The sequence below is a fragment of the Xanthomonas sp. CFBP 8445 genome, assembly GCF_025666235.1.
GTDB lineage: Bacteria > Pseudomonadota > Gammaproteobacteria > Xanthomonadales > Xanthomonadaceae > Xanthomonas_A > Xanthomonas_A indica.
The window spans coordinates 600,216-618,820 of sequence record NZ_CP102594.1 but is presented as its reverse complement, the minus strand read 5'-3'; the positions used below and the strand labels follow the sequence as shown (position 1 = coordinate 618,820).

Annotated in this window: 11 protein-coding genes; 1 reads left to right on the top strand and 10 read right to left on the bottom strand. The window is 70.3% G+C overall.

What is annotated here, in order from left to right:
• Positions 1-2: 2 nt before the first annotated feature.
• Genes NUG21_RS02755 through NUG21_RS02740 form a run of 4 tightly spaced genes read right to left on the bottom strand, consistent with a single transcriptional unit; the run spans position 3 to position 8,510 of the window.
• Positions 3-2,699, bottom strand: a complete 2,697-nt coding sequence (locus NUG21_RS02755) for a glycoside hydrolase family 3 protein (protein ID WP_263392211.1) — start codon at positions 2,697-2,699, stop codon at positions 3-5.
• Positions 2,699-4,390, bottom strand: coding sequence for a glycoside hydrolase family 43 protein (locus tag NUG21_RS02750; RefSeq protein ID WP_263392210.1), 1,692 nt, complete (start codon positions 4,388-4,390; stop codon positions 2,699-2,701). The genes NUG21_RS02755 and NUG21_RS02750 overlap by 1 nt, the downstream gene beginning before the upstream one ends.
• The gene (locus tag NUG21_RS02745) at positions 4,390-6,369 is read right to left on the bottom strand and encodes a sialate O-acetylesterase (protein WP_263392209.1); all 1,980 of its coding nucleotides are present in this window, start codon (positions 6,367-6,369) and stop codon (positions 4,390-4,392) included. The genes NUG21_RS02750 and NUG21_RS02745 overlap by 1 nt, the downstream gene beginning before the upstream one ends.
• Positions 6,366-8,510 (bottom strand): alpha-glucuronidase family glycosyl hydrolase, encoded by a 2,145-nt coding sequence (locus tag NUG21_RS02740; protein ID WP_263392208.1) that lies wholly within the window; start codon positions 8,508-8,510, stop codon positions 6,366-6,368. The genes NUG21_RS02745 and NUG21_RS02740 overlap by 4 nt, the downstream gene beginning before the upstream one ends.
• A gap of 111 nt (positions 8,511-8,621) precedes the next feature.
• Between NUG21_RS02740 and NUG21_RS02735 the strand changes: the two genes are divergently transcribed.
• A complete protein-coding gene (locus NUG21_RS02735) occupies positions 8,622-9,680 on the top strand; it encodes a LacI family DNA-binding transcriptional regulator (RefSeq protein ID WP_263392207.1) in 1,059 nt (352 codons plus the stop codon).
• A gap of 14 nt (positions 9,681-9,694) precedes the next feature.
• Here NUG21_RS02735 and NUG21_RS02730 read toward each other — a convergent pair whose 3' ends face one another.
• The 6 genes from NUG21_RS02730 to NUG21_RS02705 form a co-directional block, all read right to left on the bottom strand.
• Positions 9,695-12,181 (bottom strand): glycoside hydrolase family 3 protein, encoded by a 2,487-nt coding sequence (locus NUG21_RS02730; RefSeq protein ID WP_263393019.1) that lies wholly within the window; start codon positions 12,179-12,181, stop codon positions 9,695-9,697.
• Between the two features lie 88 nt (positions 12,182-12,269).
• The gene (gene xylA, locus NUG21_RS02725) at positions 12,270-13,604 is read right to left on the bottom strand and encodes a xylose isomerase (protein WP_263392206.1); all 1,335 of its coding nucleotides are present in this window, start codon (positions 13,602-13,604) and stop codon (positions 12,270-12,272) included.
• A gap of 42 nt (positions 13,605-13,646) precedes the next feature.
• Positions 13,647-15,140 carry a xylulokinase gene (xylB, locus tag NUG21_RS02720; RefSeq protein WP_263392205.1) on the bottom strand — a complete coding sequence of 498 codons (1,494 nt, stop codon included), beginning with the start codon at positions 15,138-15,140 and terminating at the stop codon, positions 13,647-13,649.
• 63 nt (positions 15,141-15,203) lie between these two features.
• Positions 15,204-16,733, bottom strand: coding sequence for a tryptophan halogenase family protein (locus NUG21_RS02715; protein WP_263392204.1), 1,530 nt, complete (start codon positions 16,731-16,733; stop codon positions 15,204-15,206).
• Positions 16,734-16,746: 13 nt separating this feature from the next.
• The gene (locus NUG21_RS02710; RefSeq protein WP_263392203.1) at positions 16,747-17,766 is read right to left on the bottom strand and encodes a cupin-like domain-containing protein; all 1,020 of its coding nucleotides are present in this window, start codon (positions 17,764-17,766) and stop codon (positions 16,747-16,749) included.
• A 2-nt stretch (positions 17,767-17,768) separates the two neighbouring features.
• Complete coding sequence (locus NUG21_RS02705; RefSeq protein ID WP_263392202.1) at positions 17,769-18,527, bottom strand: SapC family protein; 759 nt, start codon at positions 18,525-18,527, stop codon at positions 17,769-17,771.
• Between the last annotated feature and the right edge of the window lie 78 nt (positions 18,528-18,605).

Genomic DNA, 18,605 nt, shown 5'->3' with positions numbered 1-18,605 from the left:
GCTCAGTCACGGCGCGTCTCCACGGTGAAGCGGCCACGCACGCGGGCGTCGGCGCTGGAACCGCCGATCCGGACCTCGTAGCTGCCCGCCGGCACGACATAGCGGCCGCGCGCATCGTCGTACTGACGCAGCGCCTGTTGCGCGTCCAGTTCGAAGGTCAGGGTCCGCCGCTCGCCAGGGGCGAGGTGCACACGCTGGAAGCCACGCAGCGCCTGCTGCGCATCGCCGGGCGCGGCCGCCAGCCGCCGCACGTACAGCTGCGCGACTTCGTCGCCGGCGCGCTTGCCGGTGTTGGCCACCTCCACCTGCACCGTGAGGCGTCCATCGTCGGCGATACGCGGCGCGTCCAGGCGCAGCTTGGCGTAGTCGAACCGCGTATACGACAGCCCGTGGCCGAACGGATACAGCGGGATGCCGCGGAAGTAGCGGTAAGTGCGGCCTTCCATCGCGTAATCGTCGAACGCTGGCAGCGCCTGGTCCGCCCGGTAGAACGTCACCGGCAGGCGCCCCGCGGGATTGACCTCGCCGAACAGCGCCTGGCCCACGGCGGTGCCGCCGCGCTGCCCCGGATACCAGCTCATCAGGATCGCCGGCAGATGCGCCTGCGCCCATTCCACCGCCATTGCCGAGCCGCCGGTCAGCACCATCACCACCGGCTTGCCAGTGGCGTGCAGCGCTTCCAGCAGAGTGCGCTGCGGTGCGGGCAGGCGCAGGTCGGTGCGGTCGCCGCCGGCGAAGCCCGGATAGTCGACTTTCATTTCTTCGCCCTCGACGTCGCCGGTCAGGCCGCCGACGAACACCACCACGTCCGCGTTGCGCGCGGCATCGAGCGCCTCCTCGAACGGCGGCTTGGCGTAGGGCATGCGCCAGCCCAGGCGCACGCCCGCGTCGCGCTCGGCGTCGTAGTACTCCAGCTTCACCGCATAGGCGCGGCCCGCCTGCAACTCCAGGTCCACACCGTCGGCGCGCATGCGGTCGCTGTCGGTCCAGTGATCCAGCACGAGTTTGCCGTCCACGTAGAGGCGGAAGCCGTCGTCGGCGGCCGCCTCGATCCGGTAGCGGCCCGATACCGGCGGCAGCAGTTGGCCGCTCCAGCGGATGCTGAAATGATCGTTGGGAATGCCCTGCCCCGGCCCCGCCTCGCCGCGGGCCAGCAGGTTGTCCGTCGGCGAACCGCGGTCCCAGCGGAAGCCGATCTGGGCATCGGTGCGGACCAGCGCCGGCGTCCCCGACAGATCGGGCGTGCGGAAGTATTCGCCGCGCAGGCCGCGTTCCGGCGAGTCCGCCGAGGGCCGCAGATACGTCGGCTCGATCAGCGGCGTGGCGCTCGGATCGTCGCGCCCTTCGACCAGATCCACGCCGCGCGCATAGCGCACCTCGATGCCCTTGGCCGCATCGCGGATGCCTTGCAGGATGGTGACCGGCGCCGCCGGGGTGCCGAAGTAGTTGCCGAGCAGGGCCATGGTGTCGTCGGCGGTCGGGCCGACCACGGCGATGCGCTTGAGCTCGCGCGACAGCGGCAGCACGCCGTCGTTCTTCAGCAGCACCAGCGATTCCTGCGCGGCCTGCAAGGCCAGCGCATCGTGCGCGGGCGCCTGGTTCACCGAGGCGGGGATCCGCGCCCAGCGCACGCGTTCGGGCGGATCGAACATGCCCAGCCGCATCCGCGCGGTGAACAGGCGTGTCACCGCGTCGTCGATCTCCGCTTCGCCGATCAGCCCCTGGCGCACCGCCGCCGGCAGCGTGGCGTACTCCTGGCCGCACTCCAGTTCGGTGCCGTTCTTGACCGCCAGCGCGGAGGCCGCCTCGCGGCTGGGCGCGAGGTGGTGATGCTTCCAGATGTCGACGATGGCCCAGCAGTCCGACACCACATACCCCTTGAAGCCCCAGTCGCGGCGCAGCACGTCGCGCAACAGGAACCGGCTGGCGCTGGCGGACTCGCCGTACACCCGGTTGTAGGCCCCCATCACCGCGTCCACCTGCCCCTCCTTCACCAGCGCCTCGAACGCCGGCAGATAGGTGTCGTAGAGGTCGCGCTTGCTGGGGCGCGCATCGAAGTGGTGGCGGTCGGCCTCCGGGCCGCTGTGCACGGCGAAGTGCTTGGCGGTGGCGTCGAGCTTGCGGTACACCGGATCGTCGCCCTGCAGTCCGTGCACGAAGGCCACCCCCATGCGCGCGGTGAGGTAGGGATCCTCGCCGTAGGTTTCCTGGCCGCGGCCCCAGCGCGGGTCGCGGAAGATGTTGATGTTCGGCGACCAGAAGGTCAGCCCCTGATAACGGCCGTGCGCGCCCTCGCGGAGGAACTGGTGGTGCTTGGCGCGCGCCTCGTCGCTGATGGTGGTGGCCACCTGCCCCATCAACGGCACGTCGAAGGTGGCGGCCAGGCCGATGGCCTGCGGAAACACGGTGGCCTGCCCGGCCCGCGCCACGCCGTGCAGCGCCTCGTTCCACCAGTCGTAGGCCGGCACGCCCAGGCGTTCGATCGCCGGCGCGGCGTTCTGCATCTGTGCCGCTTTCTCCTCCAGGGTCATCTGCGCGACCAGCGCGGCCGCCCGGTCCTCGAAGCTGGCCGAGGTGTCTTGCCACGGCTTGCTGTCCTCGGCGTGGACGGCGCTGGCCAGCGTGGCGGCGGCGCAAAGGGCCAGCGCACGGAACAGGCGGCCACGGCGACCGGTCGGAAGGGAGGGTCTGCGCGTCATCATTTGCTCCTGGAGGTGCGCTCGTCGCGCGCGAATGGACCGAGCAGGGCGCCCACGAAGCCGCCTGCGCGATCGGTACTCAACACCGTCCCGTCGACGTCGTCGGCGAGGGTCTGCCAGCCTTGCCCCACACCGGTGTCGAACGCGAACGCATACGTGCCGTTGTCGCCGGCGATCTTCAGGCGTAGCGCGCCGGGCGCGTCCACCTCGCGGGTCGCGATGGTCCTGGTCGCGCCCTTGCCTTCGCGCGCTTCGAGGAACACCTCCACGCGACCGCCGCCCACACGGCGCACGCCGAGGAAGTACCACCAGTCCTCGTTCTGGAACGCCGCAAGCCCCGCCGCCACGCCCGTCGCCGGCCGCGTCAGTGCGGTGCTGGCCGCGAACCGCAGATGTTGCTGGCGGCGCCCCAGGAACGCGGGATTGCGCAAGGTGTCCAGGTTCTCCGGCAGCGGATGCACGGCCAGGCTGCCCGGACGCGTACGCAGATCCGCCCAGTCCTGCTTGGGCACGCGCACGCGCAACCAGCCGCGGCCGAGCGTCGGTGCGTCGAAGTCGTCGCGTTCGGCGAAGTTGCCGGTGGACGGCGCCTGCGACGCCGCGCCCTGCATCCACGACGGCGCCTTGACCGCATACGGGATGGCCTGCCCGGCCGGCAGGATCACCGGCCAGCCGTCGCGCCACTGCACCGGCAGCAGATAAGTCTCGCGCCCGGTGTTGTAGTGGCGCACGTCGTAGGTGCGGCTGGCCAGGAACACCGCCCACCACGAGCCGTCCGGCCCCTCCACCAGATCCGCATGCCCGGCATTGGCGATGGGCAGCGCCCGAGCGTCGGGCAGGTCGCGCTGGGTGAGGATGGGATTGCCCGCGTACGGCAGGTAAGGCCCCCACACGTCGCGGCTGCGCAGCACCACCTGCGAGTGCTGCGGCCCGGTGCCGCCCTCGGCGTCGGAGAGGTAGTACCAGCCGTCGCGTCGATACAGGTGCGGCCCCTCGATCCAGATCGGGTTCTTCGCCGGCTCCACGCCGCCATCGATCAGCACCTTGCGCGGCCCTACCGGGGTGAAGGTCGCCAGGTCGAGTTGCTGCATCCAGATCGCGCGGTGGCCGTCGTAGCGCGCCGGGCCGGGCGGCACGTCGTTGTTGAGCAGGTAGACGCGGCCGTCTGCATCGAAGAACAAGGACGGGTCGATGCCGCCGATGCCCGGCAGCCAGTGCGGGTCCGACCAGGGGCCGGCGGGATCGCGCGCGGTGGCGATGAAGTTGCCGCCGCTGTCCACGGCGGTGGTGACCACGTAGAACACGCCGTCGTGGTAGGCGATGGCCGGTGCGAAGATGCCGCGCGACACGCTCAGGCCATCGAAGTCCAGCTGCGTCGGCCGGTCGATCACGTTGCCGATCTGCGTCCAGTGCACCAGGTCGGCGCTCTCGAACACCGGGATGCCGGGGAAGTAGGTGAAGCTGGAATTGACCAGGTAGAACCGCCCGTTCGCGCGGACGATGCTGGGGTCGGCATGGAAGCCGGCCAGGATCGGGTTGCGGTAATGCCCGGCGGGCAGCGGCGCCTCGAAGGCCGCGTCGCGCCCGGCGTAGTCGAACCAGTCGAAGTAGACCGGCGGCGCGGGCGCGGCCCGCAGGGGCTGCAGCGCCGCGGACAGCAGCAGGAAGGCCATGGCAAGCAGCGCACGCATCAGGGAACCTCTGCAGGAAGGGAGAGTTCGAACGGTCCCGCCGGCGCGCCGGAGCCGTCGCCCAGCGTGCAGACCGGGCCGTCGGCCCAGCAGTAGCGGATGCGCGCAGCGGTTGCGGCCTGCGGGCTGCGCAGGACCACGGTGCGCCCGTCCAGGGCGGCGTCTGCATACGTACAGTGCTGCGCCTGCGCATCGCAGAGTTCGAAGCCGATGGGACCGTTCGCACCGGTCGTGACCAAGGCGCCGACGACGTCGTCGAATGCGATCCGCACCGTGCCCTGCGTGCGCGATGCAGCGCGTGGCGTTGGACCGGACGGGGCCAGCGCGCGTTCGCCATAGACCACATGGCGTGCCGCCTGTGCCAGGCGTCGCCCCAGTTCCTGCTTGTTCGGCGGATGGATGTCGTAGGCATCGCCGATGTCGATGGCCACTGCGAGTCCGCTGTGCGGATCTTCTGCCGCCACGCGCCGCTGCGCCTCGCGCACCTGCGCCCAGCCGCTCTCCGTCGGCGCCTGCGGCGGACGACCGTAGCCGGCCAGTTGCACCACCAGCAACGGCAGCGCCGTGCCGAACTGCCGGCGCCAGTCATCGCGCAAACCACGCAGCCGCGTCGCGTAGGCCGCATCGTCGCCGGTATTGGATTCGCCCTGGTACCACAGCATTCCGCGCAGGCCGTACGCCCCGAGCGGCGCGATCATGCCGTTGTACAGCGTCGACATGCCGGAGGCCGCATGCCACGGCGCCAGCGGCGGTGACTGCGGATCGGGCGCGACGCGGTACTGCCACGGCGCGTCCAGCACGATCCGCGTGCCATCGTCCAGCTCCACGGCCTGGGCGCTTGCGGGGCCTGCCAGCCCACCCTCGCCGTAGGTGTCCAGCACATTGACGACCACCGTATTGCGGCCCGCCTTCAACAGGCCGGGCGCAAGCGCATACCGGCGCGGATCGCTCGGCGCGTTCTGGCTGCCCACGGCCACGCCGTTCACCCAGGTCATGTCCGTCTCGTCGACCGGCCCCAGCACCAGCCGAGCGCCTTGCGCCGCCTGCGCGGCGGTGAGGGTGACCTGCGTGCGGTACCAGACCATGCCGTTGTAGTCGGCCAGCGCCGGCACGCCCCAGCGCTCCCATGGCCCGAGCGCCGCCGGTGCATCCTGCCATCCGGTGCGGCCAGCGCCGGGTTGCCATGGCGTATCGCCCGGCTTGGCGCCGGCGCGTGTGCTCCACCACTGCTGCCAGTGCCGGCCCCAGCGCGCACTCGCGGCCACGGGGTCGGTGGCGTACAGCGCCAGCACGTCCAGCGCCGCGTCCATGCCGCCCTGCGCACGCAGCGCGCCAGCGCTGGTCCAGGCCTCGATCCGCGCACCGCCCCAGGCCGCCTGGATCAGCCCCATCGGCACCTTGACCGTCTTCTGCAGTTCGCGCGCGAAGTAGAAGCAGGCGGCGGAAAACTCCCGCACCGTCTGCGGCGATGCGGGCTGCCACGCCACCGCAGCCGCGAACGCCTCCTGCGGCGTGACCGCCGCGGCCTTGGGCACGGCGAACAGGCGGATGCTCGGCTGCGTGGCCGCGGCCAGTTCGCGGCTCGCATCCAGCGCGCGCCACACCGGCAGCTCCATGTTCGATTGCCCGGAGCACAGCCAGACATCGCCGATCAGCACATCGCGCAGGACCTGGCGATCCCGTCCCGCGCGCACCGTCATGTCGTAAGGCCCACCGGCGGCGATGGGCTTGAGCGTGGCACGCCAGCGGCCGTCGGCATCGGCGCGTGCGCTGACCGACTGCCGGGCGAAGGTCACCGACACCGTGGCACCCGGCGCGGCGTGCCCCCAGACCGGCATCGGCCGGTCGCGCTGCAGCACGGCGTGATCCTGGAACAGCGGATGCAACAGCGGCGGTGCCGCGTGCTGCGCCATGCAGGGGATTGCGCAGCACACCAAGGCCATCGCCAGCAGCCGGCCGCTCCACGTTGTCGGTTTCATCGTCCATCTCCGGGTGCGGAGGGAAACTGCTGGGCCTGGTACCAGGCCAACGGGTGCGGCGGCGCGGTTTCGCCTGCGGGCAATGGCCGCCCGCTCACCGACTGGAAGTACGCCACGCTGGCATCGCGCCACCACTGCGCCTCGCGCAGCTGGATGCGCAGGAAGGCCGCCACCTGCGCATGCCGCTCGGCATCCACCTTGCCGCGCAGGCCGTCCCAGGTGGCCTGCATGGCCTGCACCTGGCGCACGCCCTGCGTATAGCGCCCGACCAGTTCGTCCCACAATGGCCTTCCGGAGGCCATGCGGTGGTCCCACGGCACGTGGTGGAACCACAGCAGCAACGGCTCGGGCACCCGCGCCAGGTCGCCATACACGGCCGCCACCTCGGGCGCGTACTGGCTCACCGCATTGCTGCCGCGCGCAGTGCGATCGAAACCGATGCCATCGCGGTCGGCACGGTGGTAGTACACCGACGTCCAGTCCGCGCGCGGGCCGCCGTCCACCCAGGGGCCGGGGCCGTAGTGGTGGCCGCGCGCCATCAGGTGGTGCAGGCCCAGCGGGGTCATGTAGTTCACCGCCGCCTCGCGCGAGCCCATCATCATCCCGACGATGGGCTGCACCACCTCGGGCGCCGGCGAGAACGTCATCGCCGCCCATTCCGCGGCGATGGCGCGGGCGGATTGGTGCGGATTCCAGGCGAGACGGCCGAACACGTACCAGTTGGCCTGATCGAAGTGCGAGCCGCTCCAGGTGCGGTCGTTGCCGATGTTGGCGACGCCGGCGATGCCGGTCAGGGCGTGGCCTTCCAGCGATCCATCCACCACGTCCGCCACGGTGGAACCCGCGCCGCGGGCGTGGGTGTCGGACTGCAGCACGTCCTCGTACAGCGGCCCCAGGTACACCAGGTGCGTGGCGAAGCCGAGATACTCCTTGGTGATCTGCAACTCCAGCATCAGCGGCGTGCGCGGCATGGCGCCGAACAGCGGATGGAAGGGCTCCCGCGGCTGGAAGTCGATGGGGCCGTTCTTGACCTGCACGATCACGTTCGGGCGGAAGGCGCCGTCCAGGCCGGCGAACTCGGTGTACGCCTGCATGGCGCGATCCACCGGCACGTCGTGGGCGTAGACGAAGGCCCGCCACATCACCACGCCGCCGTGCGGCGCCAGCGCATCGGCCAGCAGGTTGGCGCCGTCGGCATGCGAACGGCCATAGTCCTGCGGGCCGGGCTGCCCTTCCGAATTCGCCTTGACCAGGAAGCCGCCGAAATCCGGAATGCGCGCATAGATCTCGTCGGCCTTGTCGCGCCACCAGCGCTGCACGGCCGGGTCGTGCGGGTCGGCGGTCTTCAACCCGCCCAGCTCGATGGGTGCGCTGAAACGCGCGCTCAGGTACACGCGGATGCCGTAGGGCCGGAACACGTCCGCCAGCGCCGCGGCCTTGTCGAGGTAGGCCGGCGCCAGGCTCTGCGCGTTGGCGTTGACGTTGTTCAGCACCGTGCCGTTGATGCCGATCGAGGCATTGGCGCGCGCGTAGTCGGTGTAACGCGGGTCGCGCCACTCCGGCAGGCTTTGCCAGTCCCACAAGGAGCGGCCCGCATAGCCGCGCTCGACATGGCCGTCCAGGTCGTCCCAATGGTCGAGCACGCGCAGTTGGAGCCGTGGCGACTCGCGCACCTCCAGCGTGTCCAGCGACGCGCCGGTCTGCAGCAGCCGAAGCAGATGGAACACCCCGTACAGCACGCCGATGTCCCGGCGCGCGACCACCAGCAACACCGCATGCCCATCGATGCGGGCGCGCTTGAGCAGGTAGCCCTCCTCGCCCAGCGACGCGATCTCTTCGCGGAACGGCGCAAGCGCCGGCGACGACTGCGGCGTGCCCAGCACCACGGCGTGGTCGCCGGTCGCCGCCGCCTGCAGCGCCGGCGCGCGCCCCAGCAGGCCGGTGAAGCCACGCACCAGCTCATCGCGCGCCACACGCTGCGTAGGGGTCCCTTCCGGCGCCACGACCTCGTCCAGGCGCACGCGCGCGTCCGCCGCGCGCGCGGTGCCTTGCGAGGGCACATAACGCATCCACAGCGCAGCGCCATCTTCCGCGCGCACGCTGCCCGCGCAGACCATCAGTGCTATGGCAACGCACGCCATCCGGTGACACCAAATGACATGGATACGGCGCCCAAGCGCCGCCAGCAAACCTTGTAAGCTGACGGCGTGCCCGCGGCGCGGCAGCGTCAAGAAGAGCAAAGGGAACGCGTTTTGGACAAGCCGAAGAAAGCGGTCCGCCGCAAGACCAGCGGGGTGACGATCGACGAGGTCGCCGCCCTGGCCGGGGTCTCGCCGATGACCGTCTCGCGCGCGATCAACCAGGGCAAGGTGCGCGATGCCACCCGCGAGCGCGTGCTGCGCGCGGTGCGCGAGCTGGGCTATACGCCCAACCTGGCCGCCAGTTCGCTGGCCGCCGCGCAGCACACGCGCATCGCCCTGATCTACACCAACCCCAGCGGCGCCTACCTGCGCGAGCTGCTGGTCGGCTTGCTGCGCGTCGCCTCCAACGCCGCCATCCAGTTGGTCATCCACTACTGGGAGGACCTGGACCCCGACGCCGAGCGCAAGGCCGCGCGGGCCCTGGGCGGGCGCGTGGACGGCGTCATCCTGCCGCCGCCCTTGTGCGAGTCGCAGGCGGCGGTGACCGAGCTGGTCAAGGCCGGCATCCCGGTGGTCGCGATCGCCGCGGGGCGGCTCAGCGACGCGATCTCCTGCGTGCGCATCGACGACTTCCATGCGGGCAAGGAGATGGCCGAGCACCTGATCCGGCAGGGCCACCGGCGCATCGGCTTCATCCGCGGCCGCCAGGATCTCAGCGCCAGCGCGCGGCGCTACGAGGGCTTCGTCACCGCCCTGCAGGACGCCGGGCTGCAGGTCGAACCCGGCCTGGTCCAGCAGGGGGACTACACCTACCGCTCCGGGCTGGCCGCCGCCGAGAAACTGTTGTCGCAGCGGCGGCCGCCGACCGCGATCTTCGCCAGCAACGACGACATGGGCGCGGCGGCGATCTCGGTCGCGCACCGGCGCGGCCTGGAGGTACCCCGCGACCTGTCGGTGGTGGGCTTCGACGACACCTCGGCCGCCACCACCGTGTGGCCGGAACTCACCACCATCCATCAACCGATCGCCTCGATGGCCGATGCCGCCATCGACATCCTGCTGCGCAGCATCCGCCACAAGCGCGACGACGCGCGCGTGTCCAGCGACCACGTGGTCCAGCACCGGCTGGTGCTGCGCGGTTCGGTCGCCAGTCCGCCCAAGGGGCGCTAGCGCAGGACGCGGGCTCACGCGCTCGGGCATGCGACGGTCGTCTCCGCTTCGTTCAACGCGCCGAGCGCGACCTGCGACACCGAGAGCGTCATCGTGCCCGCCGTCGCCACCGCCCAGGGGCGATCCAGCTTGCCCAGATCCGCGCCGGCCGCGGCCAGGCACTTGAGCGGCACGCCCACGCGCGTCCACTGGCCCACCGGCAGGGCTGCCAGCGTCGGCCCGATCGCCACCCGCGCCGTGCAGCCGCTGCCGCAGCCGACCGCCAGCCACGCCTGGCCCTGCGGTGCGGTGTCCACCCGCAGCGTGGTCACCAGCATCAGGTCGCCGTTGCTCTCGCGCTGCAGGTCCAGCGGCGTATGCGACTGCAGCGCGACCACCGCTTCGCGCCCGCCCGACCAGGCGAGGCGGCGGCCATCTTCCTGCGCCAGGTGATCCACGCCGGTGACTTTCAACAGCGCGCCGTCGAGCGATTCCGGCACGCGGGTGACGGTCACGCCCTGTCCGGTGCTGCCTTCCAGGCGCAAGGCCATGCCCGGGCCGGCCGCGCCGCGGGCGAAGAACACCCCGGCCGCGCCTTCGTTGCCGGTGAGGCCGGACACCTCCGAGAGCTTGGCAAGATCGCCGTTGTCGGCATAGCGCAGGCCGTAGCCGAAGGCGAACAGCGGGTCGTAGTGCTTCTGCCCCACGTTGTTGGCGTATTGCGTGGCCGTGCGCGGCCAGCTGAAGCTCAGCTTGCCCTTGAAGTCGTGCTGCACGCCGCCCTGCGGGCTGCGCAGCAGCACATCGGCGATGCCGGCGCCTTCCGAGCCCGGCAGCCACGCCGCCACGAAGGCATCGGCGGCATTGAGTTCGCGGTTGACCCACAGCGGGCGTCCGCTGAGGAACACCGCGACCACGGGAATGCCATCGGCCTTGAGCCGCTTGATCAACGCCAGGTCGGTGTCGTCGCCCGGCTTGTAGGCCAGGGTCGGCCGATCGCCCTGGAACTCCGCATACGGGTTTTCTCCGAACACCACAACGGCCACGTCCGGCTTCGTCGTGTACTTGCCGTCGACCGAAAGCACGGCCTCGCCGCCCGCGGCCTTGGCCTGCTGCGCGAAGCCCTCGTAGATGGTGTCCGCGTTCGGGAAGTCCTTGCGGGTGGTGCCGGTGCCCTGCCAGTTCAGCGTCCAGCCGCCGGCTTGCTTGCCGACGTCGTTGGCGCCGTCGCCGGCCACCAGGATGCGCTGTTTCGGCGTCAGCGGCAGCACGCCGCCCTGGTTCTTCAGCAGCACCAGCGACTCGCGCACCGCCTGCCGCGCCACTGCGCGATGCGCCGGCGCACCGATCAGCGCGAACTGGCCACCGACCGCGCGCGCCGACGGCTTGCCCGCCTCGAACAGGCCCAGCCGCATCTTGACCCGCAGGATCCGGCGCACCGCATCGTCCAGGCGTTGCGGGGAGATGGTGCCGTTCCTGGCCGCCGCCAGCGTGGTGGTGTAGAAGCCCTTCCAACTGTCCGAGGCCATGGCCATGTCCAGGCCGGCGTTGATGGTGGCCGGGCAATCGGTGGGCGTGCAGCCCTTGACCTGTCCGTGGCCGTTCCAGTCGCCGACCACGAAACCGCCGAAGTGCATGCGGCCCTTCAGCGCATCGGTCAGGTACGCCTTGTGGCCATGCATCTTTTCGCCGTTGACGCTGTTGAACGAGGCCATCGCGGTCTGCGCGCCCGCGGCGATCGCCGGGGGATAGCCGGCGGCGTGGATGCGTACCAGCTCGGCTTCGTCGATTTTGGTGTCGCCCTGGTCCCGGCCGTCGGTGGTGCCGCCATCGCCCAGGAAGTGCTTGACCGAGGCGATCACGTGGCGGCCATCGAGGAACGCCGGCGTTCCCACCTTGCCCTGCAGTCCCTCGACCATCGCACCGGCATAGCTGGCCACCACCTCGGGCGACTCGGAATAGCCCTCGTAGGTCCGCCCCCAGCGGTCGTCCTGCGGCACCGCCACGGTCGGCGCGAAGGTCCACTCCATGCCGGTGGCACGGGTCTCCAGCGCGGTGATTTCGCCGATGCGGCGCAGCAGCGCCGGGTTGCGGGTCGCACCCAGGCCGATGTTGTGCGGGAACAGCGTGGCGCCGACGATGTTGCTCTGCCCGTGCACCGCATCGATGCCGAACAGCACCGGAATCGCCTTGCCGCCCTGCGACGTATCCATCGACGCCGCATAGAACGCATCGGCCAGCGCCAGCCATTCGGCCGGCGCAGCGTCGTAGCGGCCGCCGGGATCGGAGTTGCCGCCGGCCAGGATCGACCCCAGGCGATACTTGCGTACGTCCTCCGGTGTGAGGCTGCCGATGTCGCCCTGCACCAGCTGGCCGACCTTCTCCTCCACCGTCATGGTGGCGATCAGGTCGGTGAGGCGCTTCTCCAGCGCGGGATCCTCGGGCAGCGGCCAGGTCACGTTGGGCCAGGCGCTGGCCTCGGCGCGGGCGGGCGCCGCGGCCTGGACGCCGCCCTCGCACACGGCAAGCGCGAGCAGGAGTGCGGCCAGCAGTGCGCCGGTATGGCGTGCGGAATGGGTGTCGGTCACGGCGCTCTCCTTGCCGCCGCGCTCAGCGCAGCAGGTACTGGTTGATCAGGTTCTCGTAGCGCTCCTGCCGGCCGCTGATCTGCCGCGGCTCGCCGGCCTTCGCGCCCAGCGCCGCCAGCTCGGCGAGGCCGAGCGCGCCGCGCGCGAATTCCTTGCCGGCGCCGCTGTCGAAGCTGGCGTAGCGCTCCTGGCGCCACTGTTCCCAAGGCGACTCGTTGAGCAGCGCATGGGCCACTTCCAATCCGCGGGCGAAGGCGTCCATGCCGCCGATATGGGCGATGAACAGATCCTCCAGGTCGGTCGATTCGCGGCGCACCTTGGCGTCGAAGTTCAGGCCGCCCTCCAGCCCGCCCTGGCGCAGCACCACCAGCATGGCGCCGACGGTGTCGTACAGGTCGGTGGGGAACTGGTCGGTATCCCAGCCGTTCTGCGCATTGCCGCGGTTGGCGTCGATGCTGCCGAGCAGGCCATGGTCGGCCGCGACCTGCAGGTCGTGTTCGAAGGTGTGGCCGGAGAGCGTGGCGTGGTTGGCCTCGATGTTGAGCTTGAAATCCTTGTCCAGGCCGTGCGCCTTCAGGAAGCCCGCCACCGTCGCGCTGTCGAAGTCGTACTGGTGCTTCATCGGCTCCATCGGCTTGGGCTCGATCAGGAAGTTGCCCTTCAGGCCGATGCTGCGGCCGTAGTCGCGCGCCATGGTGAGGAAGCGCGCGAAGTGCTCGAGCTCGCGCTTCATCTGCGTGTTGACCAGCGAGGCATAGCCTTCGCGGCCGCCCCAGAACACGTAATGCTCGCCGCCCAGTTCCACCGTCGCCTCCAGCGCCGCCTTCACCTGCACCGCGGCGCGCGCCACCACGGCGAAATCGGGATTGGTCGCGGCACCGTTCATGTAGCGCGGATGCGAGAACAGATTGGCCGTGCCCCACAGCAGCTTCATCCCGGTCGCGTCCTGGCGCGCCCTGGCCAGGCCGACCATGTGCTTGAGGTTCTTTTCGTACTGCCCGGCATCGTCGGCGTCCGGCGCCAGGTCGATGTCGTGGAAGCACCAGTACGGCACGCCGAGCTTGGTGAAGAACTCGAACGCCGCATCCACTTTGGCCTCGGCGCTGGCCATCGGCGCGCCGACCTCCCAGGGGAAGTGGCGCGTGCCCGGGCCGAACGGATCCTGCCCGGCGTTGCAGAAGGTGTGCCAGTAGCAGACCGCGAAGCGCAGATGTTCCTGCATGGTCTTGCCGCCGACGACCTTGTTGGCGTCATAGACCTTGAAGGCCAATGGATTGTCCGAGCCGCGGCCTTCGAAGGGGATGCGGCCGATGCCGGGGAAGTATTCCTTGGCGCCGATGAAGGGTTGGGTGTGCATGTGCGTGGTCCTGTCGTGGTGGGAGGGGTGCGAAACGGAAGGTCAGCCGCGCAACAGCGGCGTCAGGGCGTCGAGATGACGCAGGAAACGCGCATAGGCCGCGGCGTAGGCCTGGGTGCGCGCCGGATCCGGGCGGGCCGACAGCTGCGGATCCACCGCCACATGCCGCTGCGCGATGTCGGCGATGGAGGCGGCATCGCCGCGTGCCAGGCCCACGGCCCACAGCGCCTGCAAGGCCGCACCGAACGCTGCGCCTTCCGGCTGCGTGGGCACGTCCACCGGCAGGCCGAACACATCGGCCACCAGTTGCCGCCACGCGCCGCTATTGCTGCCGCCGCCGGTCAGCACGATGCGCTCGAAGTGCATGCCGGCACGCACGAACGCGTCGAAGCCGTACTTCAGGCTGTACGTCGCCCCTTCCATCGCCGCGCGATAGAGATGGGCCGGGGTCATGTTGATGGTGTCCAGGCCCGCCAGCACGCCCTTGCCCAGCGGCAGGTCCGGCGTGCGCTCGCCATTGAGGAACGGCAGCATCACCAGTCCGTCGGCACCGGGCGCGGTGGCGTGCAGATGCGCATCGCCGTCGCGGGTGCTGAAACCGAACGCGGCGGCGACCTGCTCGGTCGCCACGGTGCAGTTCATCGTGCAGATCAGCGGCAGCCAGCCGCCGGTGGAGGAGCAGAACGCGGCCCACGCGCCGTCCGGGTCGACCACCGGCGTGTCGGAATAGGCGAACAAGGTGCCCGAGGTGCCCAGGCTCATCGCCAGGCGACCGGGCACGACGCAGCCGGTGCCGATGGCCGCCATCATGTTGTCGCCGCCGCCGACGGCGACCTTCAGCGTTGCCGGTACGCCGAGCAGGCTGGCCGCGGCCGGGTCGATGTCGAACAGGGCATCGGGTGCGGCCAGGCGCGGCAGGCACTCCGCCAGATCGCGCTGCGGATCGGTGGCGCGCAGCAGCTCGGTCGACCAGGTGCGCGTGCGCACGTCCAGCCAGCCCGTGCCCGAGGCGTCGCCGTATTCGCAGAAGCGCTGGCCGGTGAGCACGAAGTTGAGGTAGTCGTGCGGCAGCAGAATGGTGGCGAGGCGCGCATAGGCCTCGGGCCGGTGGGTCTTGGTCCACGGCAGCTTGGACGCGGTGTAGCCGGTGAGGATCGGATTGCCCGCCAGTGCGATGGTGCGCGCCGTGCCGCCGACTGCGTCCATGATCTGCACGCACTCGGCCGAGGTGCTGGTGTCGCACCACAGCTTGGCCGGTGCCAGCACCTCGCCTGCCGCATCGACCGGAACGAAGCCGTGCTGCTGGCCCGAGACCGCCAGCGCGCCGAGGCGCGACCGCAGCGAAGGATCGATCGCCCGGAAGCAGGCCTGCATGGCCGCGACCCAGTCGGCCGGCCGCTGTTCGCGACTGCCGTCGGCGGCGGCCTCCAACTCCAGCGGCGCGGTGCTGCTGGCCACGACGCTGCGCCCGACCGGGTCGTAGACCACGACCTTCAGGCTTTGCGTTCCCGCATCGATTCCGGCCACCAGTTGCATGTCTTCCACTTCGTACCCGCCCTAAGTTAGCGCTACCATTTTTGGATGACGGCGTGCGTCCCGCTACGCCAGGGAAACGCTCCGCTGCCAGACGTCCGGCGCCGCCTTGCAATAGCGCTCGATGAACTCCGCCTGCGAGGGCATCACCGCGCTGGCCTGCTGCAGCGGCTGCCGGATCCGCGTCAGCAGCGTGCGCAGATCCGCATCGCCGATGGCGGCGGCCAACGGATGCGGCGGCCCGGGCTGGACTCCCTGGCCCATCAACACGCTGGTCCACGAATCCACGCGGAACAGCTCGCCGGGGTCCTGCCAGGCGTGCGCACGTTCGCGCCAGGCGCGCAGCCGAATCGCCAGCGACTCGGGCAGCGCCATCTCGCGGCATGCCTTCCACATCGGCACGTCGCGCTGGGTGGCGTGGTAATGCAGGATGATGAAGTCGCGCACGTGCTCCATCTCCTGGCGGCTGACCGTGTTGTACAGCTCCACCAGTGCCGGACTGATGCCGTCGCTCGGAAACAGCTGGATCAGGCGCACCACGGCGCTGATGGTCAGATGGATGCTGGTCGATTCCAGCGGCTCGATGAAGCCACTGGCCAGGCCCAGCGCCACCACGTTCTTGTTCCACGCCTGCAACCTGCGCCCGCTGCGAAACGGCACCAGCCACGGGTCGCGCAGCGGCGGACCGTCGACGTCGCGCAGCAGCTTGGCGTGCGCCTCGTCGTCGGACATGTGGTGGCTGGAGAACACCAGCCCGCACCCGACCCGGTGCTGGAGCGCGATATGCCAGCGCCACCCGGCCTCGTGCGCGATGGCACGGGTATACGGCACCGGCGGCGCGACCGCCTCGGTCTGCACCGCCACGGCGCGATCGCTGGGCAACCACTTGCGCCAGTCTTCGTAGCCGGTGTGCAGGGTCTGCTCGGTCAGCAGGCCACGGAAGCCGGTGCAGTCGATGAACAGGTCGCCCTCGATGACCTGCCCGTCGTCCAGCAGCAGCGACGCGATGGCGCCGTCATGCGCATGTTGCCGAACCTCGCGGATCTGCCCTTCCACCCGGCGCAGGCCATAGCCTTCGGCCTTCTTGCGCAGGAACTTCGCGTACAGCGCGGCGTCGAAATGATAGGCGTAGTTGACCTGCGGCTGCGTCTCCAGCGAGAACCGGTCCGCACGCGAGGCCACGCTTTCCAGGCAGTAATCGCCCAGGTCCGACGGCATGCCGCGGCGCAGGCTGTCCAGCCAGAAATGATGGAACGGCGTGGCCCAGGTGCCCTGCCCGATGGTGCCGAACGGATGGATGAAGCGATCGCCGGGGCGACGCCAGTGCTCGAAGGAAATCGAGAGCTTGAAGGTGCCGGCCACCGCGCGCAGGAACTCCTGCTCGTCGATCTGCAGGAAGCGGTGGAACATGCGGATCGGCGGCACGGTCGACTCGCCCACGCCCACGGTGCCGATCTGCTCGGACTCCACCAGGGTGATGTCCAAACGATCGCGGAACTGGTGCGCCAGCGCGCAGCCGGCCAGCCAGCCGGCGGTGCCGCCGCCGGCGATGACGACCTTGCGGATGCGTGCGTCCGTGGTGGCGGCGAGATTCAAGGCGATGCTCCCATCAGCGGTTGAGCCGCGCCAGCAACTGCGCGCGCACGCGGCGCGCACGCGTTTCGTCGAACGGCGCCAGTTCGCCGCGCGCGGCCTCGGGCAGGTGCTGCGCTGCGCGTTCGCCCGGACCGAACACGTAGTAATCGAAGATCTGCGCCCACGCCTGTTTCTCGCGCGCCGGCAGATCGCGCAGCGCCCACATCGCGTGCTGCAGCGCCGGCAGCGGCGAGGGCAGGAACGCCGGCGCACTGCGCCACCAGTAGTTCACCAGCACGTTGAACGGCGCCAGGCTGCGCACGTGGTGCCACCACATGCTCGGGATGAACAGTGCATCGCCCGGCTCCAGTTCGACGTGCTGCGCGCTGGCCAGGGCATCGCGGAAGCGCGGATACCGCGCGAAGTCGGGGCGGTCAAAGTCCACCACGCTGACCACCTGCCCGCCTGGCGTGGGGTCCAGCGGTCCCGGATACAGGTTGTCGATCTGCTCCGGCGGAAACAGGGTGAAGCGGCGCCGGCCCACGGCACAGCAGGCCAGGTTGTCCGGCGTGTCGAAATGGCAGGACGCCGTCACCCGGTTGCCGATCCAGATGCTCGCCAGCGCATCGATGCCCTGACCGGCCAGGCCGGCGTCGTTGGACTGCGCGAAGCCGGGCAGCGCCCGCGCGATCGGCAGAGACGCGACATAGTAGGTGGGCGGCCGCGGATCCTCGAAGGTGGCGGCGATCGCGTCCAGCACCTCCGTGAGCGGTCCACGCCGGACCTCGACATTCAACTGGGTGAAACCGGCGTTGTAGAACGGACGCCCCTCGATCCCGGGTTCGCCGAAGGAATACGGAATCGGCATACCCGCATCGAAACCACGCAGGTAGGCCAGGGCCTCCTGCGTGGAGCGCAAGCCGGCCTGGACCAGCCCCCAGTCGCGCGCGATGCCGCGCACCATCACCGGCTCCCCGGCCGCCACCAGGTCCTGCACTGGCAGCGCGGTGGGCTGCACGCCCTCCAGTGTCCGCATGGCCCCGCCGTCCGGCATGGTCAGTTCCTGCCCGCCGCGACGGCGGCATCCTGCAATCGCAAGCGTCGCTGCTTTTCGGCGATCAGCCGCCGCATGTTGTGCAGCGACGCCAGCATCAGGAACGCCCCTTCCAGATAGCCGGCGCGGTTGAGCGCGGCCAGCGCGGTGCCATCCAACTGAGACAGGCGCTCACGGTCGATCGCGTGCAGGCCGCTGACGCCGACCCGATGCTGCGCATCGACTTGCACGTCGAGCGTCACCGGCTGGATCAGTCCGTGCGCATCGAGCGCGGCGAACATCTCCGCGCCGAAAGCATGGCCCTCGTGGATGCCACGCAGCACCGTGGTGATGTGGTCGAGATAGGCGGTGTTACCCCCTTGCGGCAGGAACACCGGCTCGCCCTGCATCGCGGTCACCCGCGGATGCTCCATGTCCACGTGCAAAACCGCCTCCTGGGTGAGCACGCCATCGATCCGCTGCTCCTGGAAGCCGATCAGGAACGGCCCCTTGGCGGCAGCCCCGGGCAGATACGAGGCCGCCCAGCGCCGCTCCTGCAGGAACAGGTTCTCGTGCTGCTCGAACCCGAGCAGCGCCACCGACTGCCACGCGCCGGTCGCCGGATCCTTGCGCAGGAAGAGCGGATATTCCCGCTGCAGCTCGGCGAACTCGCTGGGATAGGCCGGCACCATGCCCACCGCGTCGCCGAACTCCGGCCCGAAGTCGGTGGCCACGCGCAGGTCGCGGTGCGCGATGTTGTTGAGCATTTCGTAACGCGGCATCGTGTTGCGCACTCCCGGTTGCAGCCTGGCACGGAGCGCCGCCGCAACAGCGGCGGCGTCCGTGGCGACACGCGAAGA

Excerpts from the sequence above, each read along its gene's own strand:
- NUG21_RS02755 (WP_263392211.1), bottom strand. The coding sequence starts at position 2,699 with ATGACGCGCAGACCCTCCCTTCCGACCGGTCGCCGTGGCCGCCTGTTC.
- NUG21_RS02750 (WP_263392210.1), bottom strand. The coding sequence starts at position 4,390 with ATGCGTGCGCTGCTTGCCATGGCCTTCCTGCTGCTGTCCGCGGCGCTG.
- NUG21_RS02745 (WP_263392209.1), bottom strand. The coding sequence starts at position 6,369 with ATGAAACCGACAACGTGGAGCGGCCGGCTGCTGGCGATGGCCTTGGTG.
- NUG21_RS02740 (WP_263392208.1), bottom strand. The coding sequence starts at position 8,510 with ATGGCGTGCGTTGCCATAGCACTGATGGTCTGCGCGGGCAGCGTGCGC.
- xylA (WP_263392206.1), bottom strand. The coding sequence starts at position 13,604 with ATGCACACCCAACCCTTCATCGGCGCCAAGGAATACTTCCCCGGCATC.
- xylB (WP_263392205.1), bottom strand. The coding sequence starts at position 15,140 with ATGCAACTGGTGGCCGGAATCGATGCGGGAACGCAAAGCCTGAAGGTC.
- NUG21_RS02710 (WP_263392203.1), bottom strand. The coding sequence starts at position 17,766 with ATGCCGGACGGCGGGGCCATGCGGACACTGGAGGGCGTGCAGCCCACC.
- NUG21_RS02705 (WP_263392202.1), bottom strand. The coding sequence starts at position 18,527 with ATGCCGCGTTACGAAATGCTCAACAACATCGCGCACCGCGACCTGCGC.